Source organism: Xanthomonas indica (assembly GCF_040529045.1).
GTDB classification, from domain to species: Bacteria; Pseudomonadota; Gammaproteobacteria; order Xanthomonadales; family Xanthomonadaceae; genus Xanthomonas_A; species Xanthomonas_A indica.
In genome coordinates this window covers 2172787-2192435 of record NZ_CP131914.1, presented here as the reverse complement: position 1 = coordinate 2192435, position 19649 = coordinate 2172787, and the positions used below count along the sequence as shown (strand labels likewise).

Sequence of the window (19649 nt, the reverse complement as noted above, 5' to 3'; positions counted from 1 at the left end):
GACGCGTTCATCGTCGCGGCAACACCCTCGCCCCATTCTTCAAGGAGAACATCGATGCGCGCATTGTCCGTCCGCCCACTGCTGCTGGCCCTGTCCCTCGCCCTAGGAGGCACGATGACCGCCCACGCCCAATCCGCCGCGCCCGGCTACGCCGTGCCCGCCGACGGCACCTTGCTCAACATCGCCGCGCAGGCCGAGGCCAAGCGCACGCCCGACGTGGCCGCGATCTCGGCCGGCGTGGTCACCCAGGCCACCGACAGCGCCGCGGCGATGCGCCAGAACGCCGAGCAGATGACCAAGGTGCTGGCCGCGATCCGCACCGCCGGCATCGCCGACAAGGATGTGCAGACCAGCGGCGTCAGCCTCAACCCGCAGTACAAGTACGCCGAGAACCAGGCCCCGCAGATCATCGGCTACCAGGCCAGCAACTCGGTCAACCTCAAGGTGCGCGACATCGCCAAGCTCGGCAAGGTGCTCGACGCGCTGGCCGCGCAGGGCGCCAACCAGATCAACGGCCCCACCTTCGAGATCGACGACCCGGAACCGCTGTACGACCAGGCCCGGGTCGATGCGCTGAAGAAGGCGCAGGCGCGCGCGCAGAGCTACGCCAAGGCGCTGGGCCTGCGCGTGCGGCGCTTCGTCAGTATTTCCGAGGGCAGCGGTGGCGGCGTGCGTCCGCCGATGCCGATGATGCGCGCGATGGCGATGAAGGCCGAAGCCGACACCCCGGTGGCCGCGGGCGAAAGCAGCGTCTCGGTCAACCTGGACGTGGTGTTCGAACTGGGCAAGTAAGCCGGCTGCCCGGCCACACCTCGCGACGGCGCCTGCGGGCGCCGTCGTCGTGTCTGGATCCGGCAGCACCGCCCTTCGCCACTGTGGCACCCGGCGCCGATCTCCGCCAGCGCTTGCCAAAGCGACCGCGACCGGCGCACTGTCGAAGCGCGGACGGGCGCCACGACCCCATCCGCCGCCCCCGTGCGTTTCCCCGTACCGCAGTCCACGACACTCCTATCGCAGAGGTGGATCCATGGTTCGCACGCAACTCCCCGCCCCGTCCTTCCGCATCGACCTGTCCCGGGTCCTGGCCTACAGCACCGCGATCGCCCTGCACGTGCTGGCCGCCCTGTTGCTGCTGCTTCCGCTCTCGCACGTGACCGCGCCACCGGAACCGGCGCAGGTGCAGCCGCCCTGGCAGCAACCGGTGGTGGTCAAGGTCACGCCGCCGCCGCCGACCATTCCCACTGTCGAGAAACAGGTACCGACGCAGCCGCGCACGCCCACTGCGGTGCCGGTGCCGACCTCGACGCCGGAGCCAGCGGTCGACAGCAGCCCGGTGGCGCTGGACAGCGCGCCCAGCGTCGACCCCACGCCCAGCATCGCCGCGCCCAGCCTGCCGCCGGCGAGCGTGAGCGCGCCGGTGGACGGCATGCAGTTGCAGTACCTGCGCGCGCCGGCGCCGCCGTATCCGCGCGACGCGCTGCGCGAGCATCTGCAGGGCAGCGTACTGCTGCGGGTACTGGTCGGCACCGACGGACAGCCGCTACAGGTCACCGTCGAGAAGAGCAGCGGCCACCGGGCGCTGGACCAGGCCGCCCGCGACCAGGTGCTCAAGCGCTGGGCGTTCCAGCCGGCGTTGCAGAACGGCACGCCGGTGCAGGCGTACGGGCTGGTGCCGATCGATTTTTCGCTGGATCGCTGAGGGTTGCGACGCGCGCGGCCGGGTCCGCCCGGCCGCGCACATTCCGCAAAAATTCACTATTTGTTCACGATAGATACACCTAGATGGGAACCAGCCGACCGTCAAAAGGTCGGCACTTTCGTCAGAAAGACACAACCTGCGTTTCCAGTTAGGAGAGAAACTGTGAACATCCCGACCCAACGGCGTGCAACCCGCCGGTCCCTGCTGTGCGCCTCCGTGACCGGCGTGCTCGCCGCCTTCGCAGGCACTGCCGCCTTCGCCCAGGAAGCGGCCACCAATCTCGACCGTATCACCGTCACCGGCTCCAACATCCCGCGCACCGACACCGAGACCCCGTCGCCGGTGCAGGTGGTGACCCGCCAGGAAATCGACCGCACTGGCAAGACCTCGCTGGCCGAATACCTGCAGACCCTGACCGCAGACGGCGCCGGCTCGATCCCCAAGAGCTTCGGCAACGGCTTCGCCGGCGGCGGCGCCGGCATCTCGCTGCGCGGCCTGGGCGCCGGTTCCACCCTGGTGCTGTTGAACGGCCGGCGCATGGCGACCTATGGGCTGGCCGACGACGGCCAGAAGGTCTTCACCGACCTGAGCACCATCCCGCTGGACGCGGTCGAGCGGGTCGAAGTGCTGAAGGACGGCGCCTCGGCGATCTACGGCTCCGACGCCATCGCCGGCGTGGTCAACATCATCCTGCGCAGCGACTTCCAGGGCGCGATCCTGCGCGGCTCCTACGGCATCTCCGGCGACGGCGATGGCGATGCGCGCAAGGCCACCCTGACCGCCGGCACCGGCGACCTCTCCAGCGACGGCTGGAACGCGTTCTTCAGCCTGGACGTGGGCAAGACCGACGCGATCAAGATCAGCGACCGCAAGGACCGCAAGTGGATCGGCACCGGCGACATCCGGCGCTGGGGCTACGCGGCGCAGGACGCGCAATTCCTCGGCGGCGCCTACCTCAGCGGCGGCACCGCCGGCGGCACCGGCCCCAACGGCTCGGTGTTCAACACCGCCGGACAACTGGTGGCGCTCCCCGGCTGCGCCGGCCTGACCACCATCCCCGGCCAGAGCGACGCCACCGCGCAGGCGCAGGGCTGTCTGTGGGATCCGGCCCAGCAGTTCCGCGACCTGGCGCCGGAAGAGAAGTACGTCAACGTGTTCGGGCGCGCCAGCTTCGCCTTCGGCGAGGGCGGCGAGATCTACACCGAGATCGGCTACTCGAAGAAGAACACCGTGTTCTCCAACACCCCGTCGGCCGTGTCCGGCGGCTGGGGCTACCCGGGCGGTCCGGTCAACGCCAACAGTGGCGCGGGCGCCACCGTGCTCTACGCCGGCCATCCCGACAATCCGCTGCCCTACGCTGCGCGCCTGCGCTACAGCGCCTGGGACGTGGGCCCGCGGGTGACCGACAACACCAACGAGTTCAACCGCTTCCTGGTCGGCGTGAAGGGCAACTGGGGCGACTGGAGCTACGACACCGGCTACCTGCACTCGGGCACCAACCTGGTCAACAAGCGCACCGGCTTCCTGCGCTACAGCGCAGTGCGCTGCGTGCTCGGCAACCCGGCCTGCCCCGCCGGCACCTGGCGCATCGGCGACAATGCCAATCTGAACTCGCAGGCGCTGTACGACTACATCTCGCCGACCATCAGCGCCCGCGCCAAGTCCGAACTGGACATGTTCGACTTCAACGTCTCGCGCAGCCTGGCCGATCTCAAGGGCGGCCCGCTGGGCCTGGCGTTCGGCGCCGAATGGCGCAAGACCAGCAATAGCCTGACCCCGCAGACCTACACCGACGTCGGCGACATCATCGGCCTCGGCTACTCGGCCTACGACGGCACCCAGAACGTCTACGCCGCCCACGTCGAGCTGTCGGCGCCAGTGCTGGAGCAACTGGAACTGTCCGCGGCGCTGCGCTACGACAAGTACGACGGCGGCGACGGCAAGGCCACGCCGAAGTTCGGCGTGAAGTGGACGCCGGCCGACTGGATCGCGCTGCGCGCCAGCTACGCCGAGGGCTTCCGCGCACCGAACCCGGCCGAGAACGGCGACGGCGGCCTGGCCGCGTTCTCCAACGCCCGCGATCCGGTGCGCTGCGCGATCGATCCGGCCAACGAGTGCACCGCGCGCTCGGTGGCGATCATCACCCGCCCGAACCCAGCGCTGAAGCCCGAGGAATCCAAGAGCTACTCGGTGGGCTTCGTGCTGCAGCCGACCTCGACCACCTCGCTGACCGTGGACGGCTGGGAGATCAAGCGCACCAACGAGATCGCCCAGGGCAGCACCGCCGACGCGATCGCCGCCGGCAACGTCCTGCGCGACAGCAACAACATCGGCGGCGTGCCGAACAGCGGCACCATCCTGGCGGTCAACACCGGCTACGTGAACGCGAACTCCTCGCGCGTGCGCGGCATCGATACCGACATCCGCCAAACCTTCGCGATCGGCCCCGGCCAGCTGGAGCTGGACGCGCAGTGGAGCCACCTGCTCAAGTTCGAGCGCACCGAAGGCGACACCACCGTCGACTACGTGGGCACGCACGGCAACTGCGACGTGACCAACTGCATCGGCACCCCGCAGGACCGCATCAACTTCGGCACCACCTGGAAGCAGGGCACCTGGAGCGTGAGCGGAGTGGTCAACTACATCGACAGCATCGAGAACAAGGATCGCCGCGGCGGCGACTACCAGGCGTTCTACGCCGACGGTACGCCGGTCAAGAAGATCGCCTCGTTCACCACCTTCGATCTGTCGGGCCGCTGGAACATCACCGAGGCCTTCGAACTGAACGCCTCGGTGCAGAACGTGTTCGACCGGATCGCCCCGCTGGATCCGACCACCTACGGTGCGGTCAACTACAACCCGCTGCACTACAGCGGCGCAATCGGCCGCTACTTCACGGTGGGTGCGAAGTACACGTTCAACTGATCGCGAACGTCGCACTGCAGTAACGAAAGCCCGGGCGAGAGCCCGGGCTTTTTGTTTTGCTGCCGGACCGGCGCGCATGGGATTGGCGAGCACGCAGGCATGCCACCGCGCGCGATGAGCAATCAGGCGCGATGATAGGGATGATTGGCCAGCATCGCCGCGGCGCGATAGAGCTGTTCGGCCACCACCAGCCGCACCAGCATGTGCGGCAGGGTCAGCGGCCCCAGCGACCAGGATTCACTGGCCACCGCCAGCACCTCCGGCGAGTGGCCCTCGGGACCGCCGATCAGGAACGCCAAATCGCGCCCCTGCCCGCGCCAGTGCTCCATGCGCTGCGCCAGTTGCTCGGAGCTGTGCTGCTTGCCGGGCACGTCCAGCGCCACCACCAGCGCGTTCTTCGGCAGCGCCGCCAGGACGCGGCGGCCTTCGTCCTCGATCGCGCGCTGCGCATCGCGGCCCTTGCCGCGCAGGCCGGGCTCGATCTCGACCAGCTCCAGCGGCAGCCAGTGCGAGAGCCGCTTGCGGTACTCGGCGAACCCCTGCGCCACCCAGGCCGGGGCGCGCTCGCCGGTGGCGATGAGGCGCGCCTTCATGGCGTCGACCGCCGCGCGCGCATCATCCGCGCTCCGCCACGCCAGCAGCCGCGGCGGCGTCCTGCGCCTCGCGCGCCGCACGCTGCTCGCGCAGCCACTGCTTGAGCGTGGACGGCTGCTGCAGCGCGCGCCGGTCCTCCTCGCAATACGCGATCTCGTCCTGCAACTGGCGCTTGATCTGCGCCATCAGCGCATCCAGGCGCCGCGGCTGCGGGCGGCGCTCCAGGGCCAGCCCGTAGTCGGCCACGAACGCATCGACCACCTGCGCCAGCTCCCGCTCGACCTGCTGCAGTTGCGTGGCGAACATCGCGGCGTAGTCGCCGATCCGCTCCTCGGCCATGGACGCGATCCCGGCGTGGTCCAACTGGCCGATCTCCAGTTGCAGTTCCAGCAGGCCCAGCAGATCGTCCTGACGGTAGACGCGGTTGAGTTCCTGCATCAGCGCGGTCTTGCGTTCGCGTTGCCGCGCATCGGGTTCGCGGTCCGGGTGCAGCGCCGCGACCAGGCTGCGGTACAGCGCGCGCCGCGCCTGCTGCGGATCGAACTCGCTCGCGGCCGCCGGGCCCGCGCCGGCGCGGCGGCGCTTGGCATGCCGCTGCGCGCGCCCATCCGCATGCGCCTGTTGCTGGTGCTGGCGCTGCTGCAGTTGCGCGTAAATCGCTTCCGGCGACGGCAGGTGCTGCAGTTCTTCGATGGTCAGGCCGAACTCGGCGGCGAGCGCCGCTTGCATCGCGGCGTCTTGCAGGATGTCGCCGCCCTCGCCTTGCGCGCCGCGGTGGCGTGCATGGATCGACTTCAGCGCGTCGAATCCGGGTTGCTCCAGCAGCGGCGCGGCCAGCGCGCAGAGCGTCTCGGACAAGTCCGCACGCTCGCGCTTGCCCAGCTTGTGCATGGCATGCGCGGCGTCCAGGTCATGCACCAGCTGCGCCTGCGCCGCATCGCGCGCCTGCAGCAGCGGCTCGACCTGCGCATGGAACCGCTGTTCCCAGCGCGGCAACGCCTCGCGCCAGTCGCGCAGTTCCTCGCGGGTCCGCTCCAGGCGTTCGATCAGCGCATCGAAGCGTTTGCGCGCCGGTGTGGCCAGCAGCTGCGCAGCGGTGTCGGTACCAGCGCGGATTCGGACGGACGGCGCGATATCGGACCCGCCAGCCGGCAGGCCGGCCTGCCGCTTAGGCATCGCGTGCCGTGTCGTCGCCGTCGTCGTCGCCCGGCGGCTGGTCGCCGACCGTCCACAGCCGCTCCAGCGCATAGAACTCGCGCACCCGCGGCAGCATCACGTGCACCACCACGTCGCCGAGATCGACCAGCACCCACTCGGCCTCGCGCTCGCCTTCCACGCCCAGCGGCATCACGTCCAGGCGCTTGGCGTACTTGATCACTTCGTCGGCGATCGACTTGACGTGGCGGGTAGAGGTGCCGGAGACGATGACCAGGTAGTCGGTGACGCTGGACTTGCCGCGCACGTCGATTTCCGCCACGTCCTTGGCCTTGAGTTCCTCGACTGCCTCGCGGACGTGGGCGAGCAGGACCGGCAGCGGCGGCGGCGGATTGGGGACTTGGGTCTTGATGACGTGGGCTTGACTGGACAAAGCGGCGAACTCGATGGAATGGGGCGAATTATAGGCGACCCCGGCACGACGCGTATTCAGCCAGCGGCGGCGGCACCGGACGCATACAGACCGTGGTCGCGGATGTAGGCGGCTACGGCCGGCGGCAGCAGGGCCGCCCAGTCCTCGCCGGCGGCGATGCGCGCCCGCACCAGGCTGGCCGATTCGCTGCGCAGCGGTTGCCGCAGGCACCACAGCCGGCCGCCCGGCGCGGCGGTCAGCGCCTGCGGCGTGTCGGCCCAGCGTCCGGCCACCGCCTGCGCCAGTTCCGCCGGCACCGCCCGCTCCCAGCCGCTGCCGGCGCGGTCGGCGACGACCAGGTGCGCGGCCTCGAGCAGCGCCCGCCACTCGCGCCAGCCGTTGAAGCCCACGAAGCTGTCGCTGCCGATCAGCAGCGCCAGCGGCGCCTCGGCACCGAGTTCGCCACGCAGCTCGCGCACCGTGTCGATGCTGTAGGACGCCACGCCCGGCCGGGCCTGCGCGCGGCGCAGTTCGTGCAGGTCCAGCACCAGCCCCGGCGTGCCGGCGATCGCCAGCGCCAGCATCGCGCAGCGCTGCGGCGCATCGGCCCCAGGCGCCGGGCGATGCGGCGGATCGGCCGCCGGCATCAGCCGCACCGGCACCCCGAACGCATCCCGCGCCGCCCGCGCGATCGCCAGGTGGCCGTTGTGGATGGGATCGAAGGTGCCGCCGTAGATGAGGTGCAGTGGTGGGGAATCGGGAATGGGGAATGGGGAAGACGCAACAGCCGCGGGCTGCGGGGTCTCTGGCGGGACCGCAGCGCCGCTGTTCCCATTCCCGATTCCCGATTCCCGACTCCCGACGTTCATACCACCAACAACCGCACCGCCCGCGCCTCGGCGATCGCCAGCAGCAGGCGCTCCAGCGCGATCCAGGCGTCGCCATCGGCGCGGCCCTTGGCGATGCGGTCGATGCGGCCGGCCTCGGCGGCGAAACGCTCCCAGCGGCGCGGTTCGGCATGCCGCTGCAGGGCGCGCTTGAACGGCGCCTGCCGCGACTCCCAGATGCCCTGCCCCTTCATCTCTGCGGCCAGGTTGCCGCCGGCCGCCTGCACCTTGGCCAGCGCCGCGGTGCGCAGCAGTTCCTTGATCAGGATCGGCAGCAAGGCGGCCACCGCCTCGCCCTCGGCGCGCAGGCCGGCGAGCATGCGCCGCACCGCCGGCGCCTGTCCGCCGAGCGTGGCCTCGGCCAGGCGGAACACGTCGTAGCGCGCGGCATCGGCGACCAGCGACTCCATCGCCGCCACGTCCAGCCCCTGGCCATCGGCCAGCAGGGCGAGCTTGTCGATCTCCTGCGCCGCCGCCAGCAGGTTGCCTTCCACCCGTTCGGCCAGGCGCTGCACCGCGCCGGCGTCGGCGCGCAGGCCCTTGCTGCGCAGGCGTCGCTCGATCCAGTCGCCCAGTTCGTGCGGCTTGATCGCCCAGGCCACGGCGATGGTGCCGATGCGGCCGACCGCGTCTGCCCATTTGCCCTGGTGCGCCTTGCTCCACTCGTTGCAGGTGATCAGCAGCACCACGTCCGGCGGCGGGTCGGCGCAGAACGCGCTGATGACCTCACCGCCCTCCTTGCCGGGCTTGCCGCTGGGCAGGCGCAGCTCGATCAGCCGTTGCGCGCTGAACAGGCTGGGCGCGTTGAAGCTGGAATACAGCTGACCCCAGTCGAAGTCGCGGCCGTCGGCGTCGAACACCTCGCGCTCGCTGATGCCGGCGGCGCGCGCGCGGGCGCGCACCGCGTCGGCGGCCTCGAGCACGCGCAGGGTTTCCGGGCCGGCGATCAGGTAGACCGGCTGCAGCGACTGCGAGGCCGGCTGGGTGGTGAGTTGTTCGGGGCGCAGTTCCATGGCGACAGCCTACGCCGCTGCAGGCGAATGCGGCGAACGCCGCGCGCCTGCGGCGAACCGCGTGGCCGCCGCGCGCGGCGGCGAAGGCAGCAGGGCGAGGCTCAAGGCTGCGGCGTGGTCGCCGGCTTGCCGTCGGCCGGCGTGGCGTCGGCCGGCTTGCCCTGCACCGGCGTGCCGTCGGTCGACGGCGGCGCGGCGTTGACGTCCTTGCCGTCGCGCACCTGGGCGCGCACCACGCTATCGATCCGGCGCAGCATCGAGGCCGACATCTCCCGGCGCAGTTCGTCGGCCAGGATCTCGCGCTCGGTGGAGGTGCCGGTGGCGTCGGTCGGCGGCGACACGTAGTCGCGCGACAGCTCGATCACCTGCTGCGGCACCAGCACGCTGCCGTCGGCGCGGCGGAACACGAAGATCGCCGCGTAGCGCAGGCTGTATTCCTGGGCGCGGCCCTCGGCGTCGAGCGCGATCGGCAGGTCGCCCCAGCGCTCGGACAGCACTTCCAGGCGGGCCACGCCGGTGTTGACGTCCTTGGGCGCGATCTGCGCGCCGGCGGCGCGCAGGCCGCGCTCGAGCAGCTTGGCCAGCTCGCTGTACGGCGCCGAGGACACCACCTTCACCGACGGCGTGTCGGCCGGCAGGGTCAGTTTGTTGCGCAGGTGGAAACCGCAGGCGGTCAGGGACGCCGCGAAGACGAGAGCGAGCAGGAGTCGGGTCATGGACACAGTCTGGAGGAGCCGGCTGGGTGCGGCAACAGGCGGCTAGCCTGCCGTACGCCGCGTGAACGCGGGTTGAGACCTGCCGCGCCGCGCGGCCGCGGCGCGGCCGATGCGGCGCGCCGGCTCACGCCGCCACCAGGTTCACGATCTTGCCCGGCACGATGATGATCTTGCGGATGCTCAGGCCTTCCAGGAACTTGGCCGCATTCGGCTCGGCCTGGGCCAGCGCCTCGATCTGCTCGCGCGGGGTGTCGGCACCGACCTCGATGGTGCCGCGCAGCTTGCCGTTGACCTGCACCGCCAGGGTCACCGCGTCGCGCACCAGCGCGGCCGGGTCCGGCTGCGGGAACGGCACGTCTTCCAGCAGCGTCGGCGCGTGGCCCAGCGCCTGCCACAGCGCGTGGCTGGCATGCGGGGTGATCGGGTTGAGCAGCAGGACCGCCGCTTCCAGCGCTTCCTGGCGCACCGCGCGGCCCTGCGCGCTGGCGTCGTCGAACTTGGCCAGCGCGTTGGTCAGCTCCATCACCGCGGCGATGGCGGTGTTGAAGCTGTGGCGGCGGCCGTAGTCGTCGGCGACCTTGCCGATGGTCTCGTGGGTCTTGCGCCGCAGCGCCTTGTGCTCGGCGTCCAGCGCGGCCGGGTCCAACGCCGGGGCGGCGCCGTCGGCGGCGTGCCTGTGCACCTGCGCCCACAGCCGGCGCAGGAACCGCGCCATGCCGTCCACGCCGGCCTCGTTCCACTCCAGCGACTGCTCCGGCGGCGCGGCGAACATCGAGAACAGGCGCACCGTGTCGGCGCCGTACTTGCCGACCATGGCCTGCGGATCGACGCCGTTGTTCTTGGACTTGGACATCTTCTCGGTGCCACCGATCAGCACCGGCTGGCCGTCGCCCTTGTGCACCGCGCCGATCACCCGCGCCTTGTCGTCGCGCTGCACGTCCACGTCGGCCGGATTGATCCAGTCCTTGGAGCCGTCCGGGTTCTGCCGGTAGAAGGTCTCGGCGATCACCATGCCCTGGGTCAGCAGGTTGGTCGCCGGCTCGTCGCTGTCCACCAGGCGCGCGTCGCGCAGCAATTTGTGGAAGAAGCGGAAGTACATCAGGTGCAGGATCGCGTGTTCGATGCCGCCGATGTACTGGTCCACCGGCAGCCAGTAGTTGCCGCGCTTGTCGACCATGTCCTTGGCGCCGGGCGAGGTGTAGCGCGCGTAGTACCAGCTCGACTCCATGAAGGTGTCGAAGGTGTCGGTCTCGCGCTCGGCCGCCGCGCCGCACTGCGGGCAGGTGGTCTTGCGCCATTCCGGATCGGTCTTCAGCGGCGAGCCGGTGCCGCTCAGCGCCACGTTCTCCGGCAGCAGCACCGGCAGTTGGTCTTCCGGCACCGGCACCGCGCCACAGCTCTGGCAATAGATCACCGGGATCGGGCAGCCCCAGTAGCGCTGGCGGCTGACGCCCCAGTCGCGCAGGCGGTAGTTGACCCGGCGCTGGCCCTGGCCCTTGCGCTCGAAGCGCTCGGCCAGCGCCTCGAACGCGCCCTGGAAGTCCAGCCCGTCGAACTCGGCGGAATTGACCAGTTCCAGCTCGCGGGTCTTGTCGCCGTACCAGTCCTGCCAGCGGCTCGGATCGTAGTGGCGCTCGTCGTCGTTCTTCGGCGCCTTCAGCGCGATCACCTGGCGGATCGGCAGGGCGTACTTGCTGGCGAATTCGAAATCGCGCTGGTCGTGGCCGGGCACCGCCATCACCGCGCCGGTGCCGTAGCCCATCAGCACGAAGTTGGCGACCCACACCGGCACCTGCTCGCCGCTGATCGGATGCACCGCGGTCAGGCCGGTGTCCATGCCGCGCTTTTCCTGGGTCTCCAGTTCCGCCTCGGAGACGCCGCCCTGCTTCAGCTCGGCCAGCAACGCGGCCAGCGGCGGATTGGACTTGGCCGCATGCAGCGCCAGCGGATGCTCGCTGGCGATGGACACGAAGGTCACGCCCATCAGCGTGTCCGGGCGCGTGGTGAACACGCGCAACGGGTCCAGCGCGCTGCCGTCGGCGTCGCGCACGTCGAACTGGATCTCCAGGCCCTCGGAACGGCCGATCCAGTTGCGCTGCATGGTCTTGACCGATTCCGGCCAGCCCGGCAGCTGGTCCAGGCCGTCCAGCAATTCCTGCGCGTAATCGGTGATGCGCAGGAACCACTGCGGGATCTCGCGCTTTTCCACCAGCGCGCCGGAGCGCCAGCCGCGGCCGTCGATGACCTGCTCGTTGGCCAGCACGGTCTGGTCGATCGGGTCCCAGTTCACCACCGCGTTGCGGCGGTAGGCCAGGCCCTTGCGCATCAGCCGGGTGAACATGCGCTGCTCGTGCACGTAGTACTCGGGCCGGCAGGTGGCGAACTCGCGCGACCAGTCGATGGCGTAGCCCAGCGACTTGAGCTGGCTGCGCATGTGGTCGATGTTGGCGTAGGTCCACTTCGCCGGCGCGGTCTTGTTCTTGATCGCGGCGTTCTCGGCCGGCAGGCCGAACGCGTCCCAGCCCATCGGCTGCAGCACGTTCTTGCCGATCATGCGCTGGTAGCGGCTGATCACGTCGCCGATGGTGTAGTTGCGCACGTGGCCCATGTGCAGCGCCCCGGACGGGTACGGCAGCATCGACAGGCAGTAGAACTTGGGCTTGTCGGAGGTCTCGTCGACCTCGAAGGCGCGGGTGGCGTCCCAGAACTGCTGGGCGGACGATTCGACCTGCTGCGGGTCGTAGGCGGTGGGCTCGACGGCGGACATGGAAACGGGCAAGGGCCAGGCGGCAACAAAGCGGCCAAGGGTACCGTAGCGCGGCAAGCCGCTCCAATCCCGGCGACGGACGGCAACGGCGCGCACCGCCCCGCGCGCGCCCGGCAGGCGCCGGAACCGCGGCTGCAGTGGCTTCGGCGCCGTGGGCGAGCACGGCGGGCCTCGGCCATGGCACGGCACGCCGCGCCGCCCAGTGCGCAAGGCCCGCGGGGTCAGCCGCGGTGCGCGACCGCCTGCGGACCCGGCCAGCAGGCCAGCAGCGCCAGCCAGCCCCACCACAGCAGGAACACCAGCCGCTGCGCCAGCGCCGGCGACAGCAGCCGGTCCAGCGCGAACGCCCCCAGCGCCACCAGCAGCGCCATCCCCAATGCCAGCGCGGCCCAGCCGCGCGCGGCGGGATCCCGGCGCGCGCCCAGCCCCAGCAGGGCCGCGGCCGCCACCAGCGCCACCACCCACAGCAGCCAGGCGCTGGCATGCAGTTGGGTCGCGCGCGCCTCCAGGTCGGTCGGGTCCAGCGGCAGCAGGCCCATGCTGGCGAAGGCCAGGCCGGCCAACAGCAGCAGTTGCCCGCCGACCCGCAGCGACCAGGGCGCGTGGCGGCCGGCGCGGCGCAGCAGCCGCAGCGCCAGTGCCAGCGCCAGGCATCCGGGCAGCACGAACGCCAGCAGATTGAACGCCCAGGCATGCGGGATGCCGCGCGCTCCAAGCAAGGCCAGCGGATGCGACCACGGCAGATACCCGGGCAGCACCGCGCCGAAGCCCAGCATCGCCGCCACCGCGGCCACCGTCAGCAGCGGCCCGACCCAGCGCATCACCCGTTCGCTCACCTCGCCCATCCGCCACCGTCCTTTCGCGCCGCCATGGCGCCTGCAGCCGCACATTGTCGCCGCTGCGGCCGCGACCGGCACCCATGGCACGGCGACGCCACCCTTGCATCGGCGCCGCCGCGCCTCCATACAGAGCGTCCTCTCGCCTGCGATGACACTGCCCATGTCCGACACGCCCCACGTTTTCGACGCCAAGACCGAGACCTTCGAAGCCGACGTGCTGCAGCGCTCGCTGCAGACGCCGGTGCTGGTGGACTTCTGGGCGCCCTGGTGCGGCCCGTGCAAGACCCTGAGCCCGATCCTGGAAAAGCTGGCCGCCGAGTACAACGGCGGTTTCGTGCTGGCCAAGGTCGACGTGGACCAGGAGCAGCAGATTGCCGCGGCGTTCCAGATCCGCTCGGTGCCGACGGTGTTCCTGGTCAAGGGCGGGCAACTGGTCGACGGCTTCCCCGGCGCGCTGCCCGAGGGCCAGTTGCGAGAGTTCCTGACCCAGCACGGGATCGCGCCACTGGCCGCACAGGAACCGGCCGAGGCCGTGCCGGCCGCGCCGCTGGATCCGCACGCCGAGGTGCAGCGCCTGCGCGAGGCGGTGGCGGCCGAGCCGGACAAGGACGAACTGAAGCTGGACCTGGCCCTGGCCCTGGTCAAGGTCGGCGCCGCCGCCGAGGCCGAGGCGCTGATCGACGCGCTGCCGGCCAACCTGGCCACCGACGAGCGCGCGGTGCGGGCGCGGGCGCGGCTGGGCTTCGTCGGCGCGCTGCAGGCGGCGCCGCCGCTGGAGACGCTGCAGGCCACGCTGGCGCAGGATCCGGGCGATCTCAAGGCGCGCTACCTGCTGGGCGTGCGCCACCTGGTCGGCGGCGACGACGCAGCCGCGCTGGAGCAATTCCTGGAGATGCTGCGCCAGGACCGCACGTTCGAGGATGGCCTGCCCAAGAAGGCGCTGATCGATGCGTTCCGGGTGATCGAGGACGAGGACCTGGTGGGGCAGTACCGCCGCAAGATGTCCGCCCTGTTGTTCTGAGACTACAATCGCATTTCCGGCGGCTGGCAACGGCGTCTCCAGCCGCCGCGACAGTCGGACACGCCCCGGCCTGCCTCATGGATGCCGTGATCAGGGACGAATGGTGCCTGGCGCCCCGCCGGCAGCAGCGCCCCGGTCTTTTGCCGGACAGATGATGTGACTCAGCAGTACGACCGCCGCATGCCTCTGCCCACCCTTCGCTCCCGGGCAAGCATGCGCCGGCTTGTCGGCCTGCTGTGCTGGATCGGCCTGCTGCTCGCTCCTGCCGCGATGGCGCAGGACTGGCACTACCGGGTGCGCCCCGGCGACACGCTGTGGGACCTGGGCCGGCGCTATCTGCGCCCGGACGTGGACTGGATGCTGCTAGGCCAGCACAACCAGGTGGCCGATCCGTACCGGTTGGCGCCGGGGGCGCGGCTGCGCTTCCCGATCGCCTGGCTGCGGGTGCAGCCGGCGCCGGCGCGGTTGGTCGCGCTGCGTGGCCAGATCAGCGTGCAGACCGCCGACCGCGCGACGCTGTCGGCGCAGGAAGGCATGCCGCTGCCGATCGGCAGCGCGCTGCAGACCGGCGCCGACGCCAGTGCCACCGTGCAGTTCGCCGACGGCTCGCGCATGCAGGTGCGCGAGAACAGCCTGATCCGCTTCGACCAATTGATCCGCTACGGTGCCACCGGCATGGTCGACACGCGGGTACGGCTGGAGAAAGGCCGCACCAGCAACGATGTCATCCCCGCCAACGGCCCCGCCTCGCGCTACATCATCCAGACCCCGAGCAGCACCAGCAGCGTGCGCGGCACCCGCTTCCGCGTCGGCGCCGGCGACGGCCACCAGCTCGCCGCCACCGAGGTGCTGCAGGGCGCGGTGCGGGTGGCCGGCGGCGGCGGCCAGCGCCTGCTGCAGCCGGGCGAGGCGGCGCGGGTCGGCGCGGGGGCGGCGCCGCTGCCGGAACCGCTGCTGCCGGCACCGGTCCTGGACCTGGCGCGCAGCCGCCTGCAACACCCGCCCTACCTGCTGGCGTGGACGCCGCTGGCCGGCGCCAGCCGCTACCGTCTCGAGGCACTGGATGCGCAGCAGCGCGAAATCCTGCGCTACGCCCGCGAGACCGAGGCCAGCGAGCTGGTGCTGGACGACTTGCCCCCCGGGGATCTGCGGCTGTTGCTGCGCGGCGTCACCGCCACCGGCGTGGAAGGCCGGGACGCCGAGCAGCCGCTGCTGGTCTCGGCCACGCCGCTGCCGCCGCTGACCGTGCAACCGCTGCAGCAGCAGCGACTGCGCATCGCGCGGCCGCGTTTCGCCTGGACCCGCAACCCGGAGGCGACCAGCAGCGTGCTGCAGCTGGCGCGCGATGCGCAGTTCCACGACCTGCTGCTGGAGCAGGAGACCGACGCGACCCATCTGCGCGCGCCGCAGCCCCTGCCGCCCGGCACCTACTTCTGGCGCCTGGCCTCGCGCGATGCGCAAGGCCGGCAAGGTCCGTTCGGGCAGGCGCTGACGCTGCATCTCAGCGATACGCCGGTCGATCCCGGCCTGGCGCCGGCGCAGGCCGAGCGCGGCACGCTGACCCTGCGCTGGCAGCCCGACCCGGACGCGCGCCATTACCGGGTCCAGTTGGCGCGCGATCCCGGGTTCCGCCGCGGCCTGCTCGAACGCACCGTGACGCAGCCGCAGGTCGCGCTGCCGCGGCCGCGGCGCGGCACCTGGTACGTCCGCATCCAGACCCTGGACGCGGAGGGCGAGGCCGCGCCGTTCTCGACGCCGCAGACGCTGGACCTGCCCTGCCGCTACTGCAAGCTCGGCACGGCCGGCGGCGCGCTGCTGCTATGGCTGGCGTTGTGAGCGCCGCGCTGCTGCGGCGCGTGCTGGCGGCGCTCGCCGCAGCCGCACTGGCCGCGGCCCTGAGCCTGGGCGATGTCACCGGGCGGCTGGACAACGCGCTGTACGACGCGGCGATCGCGCAGGCGCCGCGCCCGGCCGATCCGCGCCTGCTGCTGATCGCCATCGACGACCGCAGCCTGCAGGCACTGGGCCAGTGGCCATGGCGACGCGACCTGCACGCGCGCCTGCTCGACCGGCTCACCGCAGCGGGCACCGAGCGGGTGGCGCTGGACCTGCTGTTCAGCGAACCCGACCAGCAACACCCGGACGACGACGCACGCCTGGCTGCGGCGCTGCGGCGCAATGGCCGCACCGTGCTGCCGGTGATCGGCAGCGTCAGCGATGCCGACATGCCGCAGGAACTGCTGCCGATCCCAGCCATCGCCAGCGCCGCGGCGGCGCTGGCGCACACCGATCTCGCCGTCGATGCCGACGGCATCGCGCGCGGCGTCTACCTGCGCGCCGGGCTCGGCAGCGCGCACTGGCCGGCGCTGGCCGCGGCCCTCACCGGCCGCGCGCTGCCGCCGGCGCCGGCCACCCCCAACGCCCCCTATGCCTGGCATCGCGCCGACTACGTCGGCCTGCATTTCGCCGCGCCGTCGGCACCGTTCGCGCAGGTGTCCTACGTCGACGTCGCGCAGGGCCGGATCCCGCCGCAGTCCCTGCGCGCACGCCTGGCGATCGTCGGCGTCACCGCCACCGGCCTGGGGCAGCGGGTGATGACGCCGATGTCCGATGCGCGCTGGATGAGCGCGCCCGAGTACCAGGCCAACATCGCGGCGATGCTGTTGCGCGGCGACCCGATCCTGCCGTCGTCGCGCACGGCCCAGGTGGCCGGGTCCGCGCTGCTGGTGCTGCTGGCCTGCCTGGGAACGCACTGCGCCGGCTGGCGGAGACGGCGCTGGCTGGCACCGCTGGCGAGCATGGCGGTGATCGCCGGCGGCAGCCTGCTGTGGCTGCTGGTCAGCCACCGCTGGTTCGCGCCGGGGGCGGCCCTGCTCGCCCTGGCCGTCGTCGCCGCCGGCCAGTTGTGCCTGCACGCGGCACGCTGGCGCCGCCAGGCGCGTCGCGACGCCCTGACCGGGCTGGTCAACCGTCACGGCTTCGAACAGGCCTTCGCCCAGGCCCTGGACGAGGCGCGGCGCAGTGGCCGGCCGCTGACGCTGATCATCGTCGATGTGGATCATTTCAAGCGCTACAACGACACCCTGGGCCATCGCACCGGCGACCGCGCACTGAAGCTGGTGGCCGCCGCGGTGGCACGGCATGCGCGACATCCGCGCGAGGTCGCCGCGCGCTTCGGCGGCGACGAGTTCGCCATGATCCTGCCCGCCACCGACGCCACCGATGCCGGCCGCATCGCCGCGGCGCTGGTCGAGGAGATCCGCGGGCTGTCGCTGCGCGCGCCGAACGGCAGCGTCGCCATCACCGCCAGCCTGGGCGTGCACAGCGCCACGGCGACAGCGCTCACGTCCGAGCGCGCCTTTTTCGAATCTGCCGACGCCGCGCTGTACCGGGTCAAGCGCGGCGGACGCGACGGCTACGCGCTCAGCGACGCGCCGCCAGAGCACCATACGCATGCGTCTGGTACCCTGCCGCGCTCCGATCCACCCACTGCCGCGCCATGAAGCCATCGCTGTTCCGCCTGGGCCTGAACCTGTGGCCGCCGTTCCTGTTCGCCGGCATCCATGTGACCGCGCTGAGCGCCGACTACCGCCATGCGCGGGTCGAACTACGCATGCGCCCCTGGAACCGCAACTACGTCGGGACGCATTTCGGCGGCAGCCTGTTCGCCATGACCGACCCGTTCTGGATGCTGCTGACCATGCAGAACCTGGGACGCGACTACTACGTCTGGGACAAGGCCGGCAGCATCGAGTTCGTGCGCCCGGGCCGCGGCACGGTCAGCGCGCAATTCGACCTGGACCAGGCCCTGTTGGACGAGCTGCGCGCGGCCACCGCCAGCGGCGACAAGCACCTGCGCTGGTTCGAGACCGACGTCGTCGACGCGCAGGGCGAGGTGGTGGCGCGGGTGCGCAAGCAGGTGTACGTCAAGCGCAAGCCGCCGCGCTAGCGCGCCGCGGCCCGGGGGTTCGCCAAGGCCGACGCTGCAGCTGCGCAGGCGGACACACCCCGCATGCGAACGCGATCGCGCCGTCGGCGTGCGCGGCGTTGCGACGCGGGCCGCCTGTGCACGCCCCAGCCCAATCGCAGCTGCACACCGTGCCGCGAGACCATGCGGCGCCGCACCAACGGCCATCACGCGCCGCTACACTACGCGGATGTCGCCCGATCTCGCCGCCCCCGCTCCGCGCCCGTCCCTGCAACGGCTGTTCTTCACCGGCCTGCTGACCCTGTTGCCGATCTGGCTGACCTGGGTCGTGGTCAAGTTCGTGTTCGTGCTGCTCTCGGGGATCAGCAGCCCCTGGGTGGTGCCGCTGTCGGTGCGCATCGCCGCCTCGTTCCCGCGCGAGCTGGGCTGGGCCACCGCGCAATGGGTGCAGAACACCATCGCCCTGATCGCCACCCTGGCGGTGATCCTGCTGGTCGGCATCCTCAGCAGGCGCATGATCGGCCAGCGCCTGCTGCGCTGGTTCGAGGCGGTGATGCGCCGCATCCCGCTGGCCAGCGTGGTCTACGACAGCGTGCGCAAGCTGGTGGACATCCTGCAGACCCAGCCCGGCAGCACCCAGCGCGTGGTGCTGATCGACTTCCCGCACCGGGACATGAAGTCGGTGGGTCTGGTGACGCGGGTGATCAAGGAACACGGCACCGGCCGCGAACTGGCCGCGGTGTACGTGCCGACCACGCCCAACCCGACCTCCGGCTACCTGGAGATCGTGCCGGTGGAGCTGCTCACGCCCACCGACTGGAGCGTGGACCAGGCGATGAGCTTCATCATCTCCGGCGGCGCGGTGGCGCCGGAGAGCGTGCCGTTCACCCGGACCGTGGACCGCTGACGCCGATGCGCCGCGGCACGCTCGACGATCGCGCGGTCCGTCTGTTCATCGCCCTGGCGGCGTTCTTCTGCGTCAATGCCGCGCTGGCCGAGTTCATCGGGGTCAAGATCTTCGCCCTGGAAGACACCCTGGGCATCGCCCCGCTGAACTGGAACCTGTTCGGGCAGACCGGCTCGATGAACTTCACCGCCGGCACCCTGCTGTGGCCGCTGGTGTTCATCCTCACCGACACCATCAACGAATTCTTCGGCCGCCGCGGCGTGCGCTTCATCTCCTGGCTGGCGGTGGCGCTGATCGGCTATGGCTTCCTGTTCGCCTTCGCCGCGATCGCGCTGGCCCCGGCCGGGTTCTGGGTCACCGCGGCGCAGAGCCAGGGCGTGCCCGACTACCAGGCCGCGTTTGCCGCGGTGTTCGGCCAGGGCATGTGGACCATCGCCGGCTCGCTGGTCGCGTTCATGGCCGGCCAGTTGATCGACGTGGCGGTGTTCCACCGCATCCGCAGCGTGACCGGCGAGAAGCACGTGTGGCTGCGCGCCACCGGCTCCACCGCGGTCTCGCAGCTGATCGACAGCTTCGTGGTGATCTACATCGCCTTCGTGCTCGGCCCGCAGCACTGGTCGATGCAGCTGTTCCTGGCAGTGAGCACGCTGAACTACATCTGCAAGATGCTGCTGGCGGTGCTGCTGATCCCGTTGCTGTACCTGATGCGGCGGCTGATCACCGACTACCTGACCCCCGAGCGCGCCGAACAGCTGCGCGAGGAAGCGGCTGCCGACTGAACGCCGG

Annotated in this window: 17 protein-coding genes; 9 read left to right on the top strand and 8 right to left on the bottom strand. The window is 71.1% G+C overall.

What is annotated here, in order from left to right; all coding sequences use genetic code 11:
• Nucleotides 1-54: 54 nt before the first annotated feature.
• From Q7W82_RS09580 to Q7W82_RS09570, 3 genes are all read left to right on the top strand, one after another.
• Nucleotides 55-792, top strand: a complete 738-nt coding sequence (locus tag Q7W82_RS09580; RefSeq protein ID WP_242156649.1) for an SIMPL domain-containing protein — start codon at nt 55-57, stop codon at nt 790-792.
• A gap of 235 nt (nt 793-1027) precedes the next feature.
• A complete protein-coding gene (locus Q7W82_RS09575; protein ID WP_242156648.1) occupies nt 1028-1699 on the top strand; it encodes an energy transducer TonB in 672 nt (223 codons plus the stop codon).
• A gap of 162 nt (nt 1700-1861) precedes the next feature.
• Nucleotides 1862-4624 (top strand): TonB-dependent receptor, encoded by a 2763-nt coding sequence (locus Q7W82_RS09570; RefSeq protein ID WP_242156646.1) that lies wholly within the window; start codon nt 1862-1864, stop codon nt 4622-4624.
• A gap of 122 nt (nt 4625-4746) precedes the next feature.
• Here Q7W82_RS09570 and rlmH read toward each other — a convergent pair whose 3' ends face one another.
• The 8 genes from rlmH to Q7W82_RS09530 all read right to left on the bottom strand — a co-directional run bounded on the left by rlmH (nt 4747) and on the right by Q7W82_RS09530 (nt 13013).
• Nucleotides 4747-5217, bottom strand: coding sequence for a 23S rRNA (pseudouridine(1915)-N(3))-methyltransferase RlmH (gene rlmH, locus Q7W82_RS09565; RefSeq protein ID WP_242082102.1), 471 nt, complete (start codon nt 5215-5217; stop codon nt 4747-4749).
• A 22-nt stretch (nt 5218-5239) separates the two neighbouring features.
• Complete coding sequence (locus Q7W82_RS09560) at nt 5240-6394, bottom strand: J domain-containing protein (RefSeq protein ID WP_242156645.1); 1155 nt, start codon at nt 6392-6394, stop codon at nt 5240-5242.
• A complete protein-coding gene (gene rsfS, locus Q7W82_RS09555) occupies nt 6387-6806 on the bottom strand; it encodes a ribosome silencing factor (RefSeq protein WP_160961088.1) in 420 nt (139 codons plus the stop codon). Before rsfS ends, Q7W82_RS09560 begins: the two co-directional genes overlap by 8 nt.
• A gap of 56 nt (nt 6807-6862) precedes the next feature.
• Nucleotides 6863-7627 (bottom strand): nicotinate-nucleotide adenylyltransferase, encoded by a 765-nt coding sequence (gene nadD, locus Q7W82_RS09550; RefSeq protein WP_242156972.1) that lies wholly within the window; start codon nt 7625-7627, stop codon nt 6863-6865.
• 23 nt (nt 7628-7650) lie between these two features.
• Complete coding sequence (gene holA, locus Q7W82_RS09545; RefSeq protein WP_242156644.1) at nt 7651-8685, bottom strand: DNA polymerase III subunit delta; 1035 nt, start codon at nt 8683-8685, stop codon at nt 7651-7653.
• Nucleotides 8686-8786: 101 nt separating this feature from the next.
• Nucleotides 8787-9401, bottom strand: a complete 615-nt coding sequence (lptE, locus tag Q7W82_RS09540) for an LPS assembly lipoprotein LptE (protein ID WP_160947989.1) — start codon at nt 9399-9401, stop codon at nt 8787-8789.
• A gap of 124 nt (nt 9402-9525) precedes the next feature.
• Nucleotides 9526-12168, bottom strand: a complete 2643-nt coding sequence (gene leuS, locus Q7W82_RS09535; protein ID WP_242156643.1) for a leucine--tRNA ligase — start codon at nt 12166-12168, stop codon at nt 9526-9528.
• A gap of 221 nt (nt 12169-12389) precedes the next feature.
• Nucleotides 12390-13013, bottom strand: coding sequence for a DUF998 domain-containing protein (locus tag Q7W82_RS09530; protein WP_242156642.1), 624 nt, complete (start codon nt 13011-13013; stop codon nt 12390-12392).
• Nucleotides 13014-13167: 154 nt separating this feature from the next.
• Here Q7W82_RS09530 and trxA point away from each other — a divergent pair, with 154 nt between their 5' ends.
• The 6 genes from trxA to Q7W82_RS09500 all read left to right on the top strand — a co-directional run bounded on the left by trxA (nt 13168) and on the right by Q7W82_RS09500 (nt 19642).
• On the top strand, nt 13168-14028 hold the full coding sequence (trxA, locus tag Q7W82_RS09525) for a thioredoxin (protein WP_242156641.1): 861 nt from the start codon (nt 13168-13170) through the stop codon (nt 14026-14028).
• A gap of 213 nt (nt 14029-14241) precedes the next feature.
• The gene (locus Q7W82_RS09520; RefSeq protein WP_242156640.1) at nt 14242-15864 is read left to right on the top strand and encodes a FecR domain-containing protein; all 1623 of its coding nucleotides are present in this window, start codon (nt 14242-14244) and stop codon (nt 15862-15864) included.
• Complete coding sequence (locus tag Q7W82_RS09515) at nt 15861-17531, top strand: CHASE2 domain-containing protein (protein ID WP_242156639.1); 1671 nt, start codon at nt 15861-15863, stop codon at nt 17529-17531. The genes Q7W82_RS09520 and Q7W82_RS09515 overlap by 4 nt, the downstream gene beginning before the upstream one ends.
• Nucleotides 17528-17977, top strand: coding sequence for a DUF4442 domain-containing protein (locus tag Q7W82_RS09510; protein WP_242156638.1), 450 nt, complete (start codon nt 17528-17530; stop codon nt 17975-17977). The genes Q7W82_RS09515 and Q7W82_RS09510 overlap by 4 nt, the downstream gene beginning before the upstream one ends.
• 208 nt (nt 17978-18185) lie before the next feature.
• The gene (locus Q7W82_RS09505; protein ID WP_242156637.1) at nt 18186-18863 is read left to right on the top strand and encodes a DUF502 domain-containing protein; all 678 of its coding nucleotides are present in this window, start codon (nt 18186-18188) and stop codon (nt 18861-18863) included.
• Nucleotides 18864-18868: 5 nt separating this feature from the next.
• The gene (locus Q7W82_RS09500) at nt 18869-19642 is read left to right on the top strand and encodes a queuosine precursor transporter (RefSeq protein WP_160947997.1); all 774 of its coding nucleotides are present in this window, start codon (nt 18869-18871) and stop codon (nt 19640-19642) included.
• Nucleotides 19643-19649: the final 7 nt, after the last annotated feature.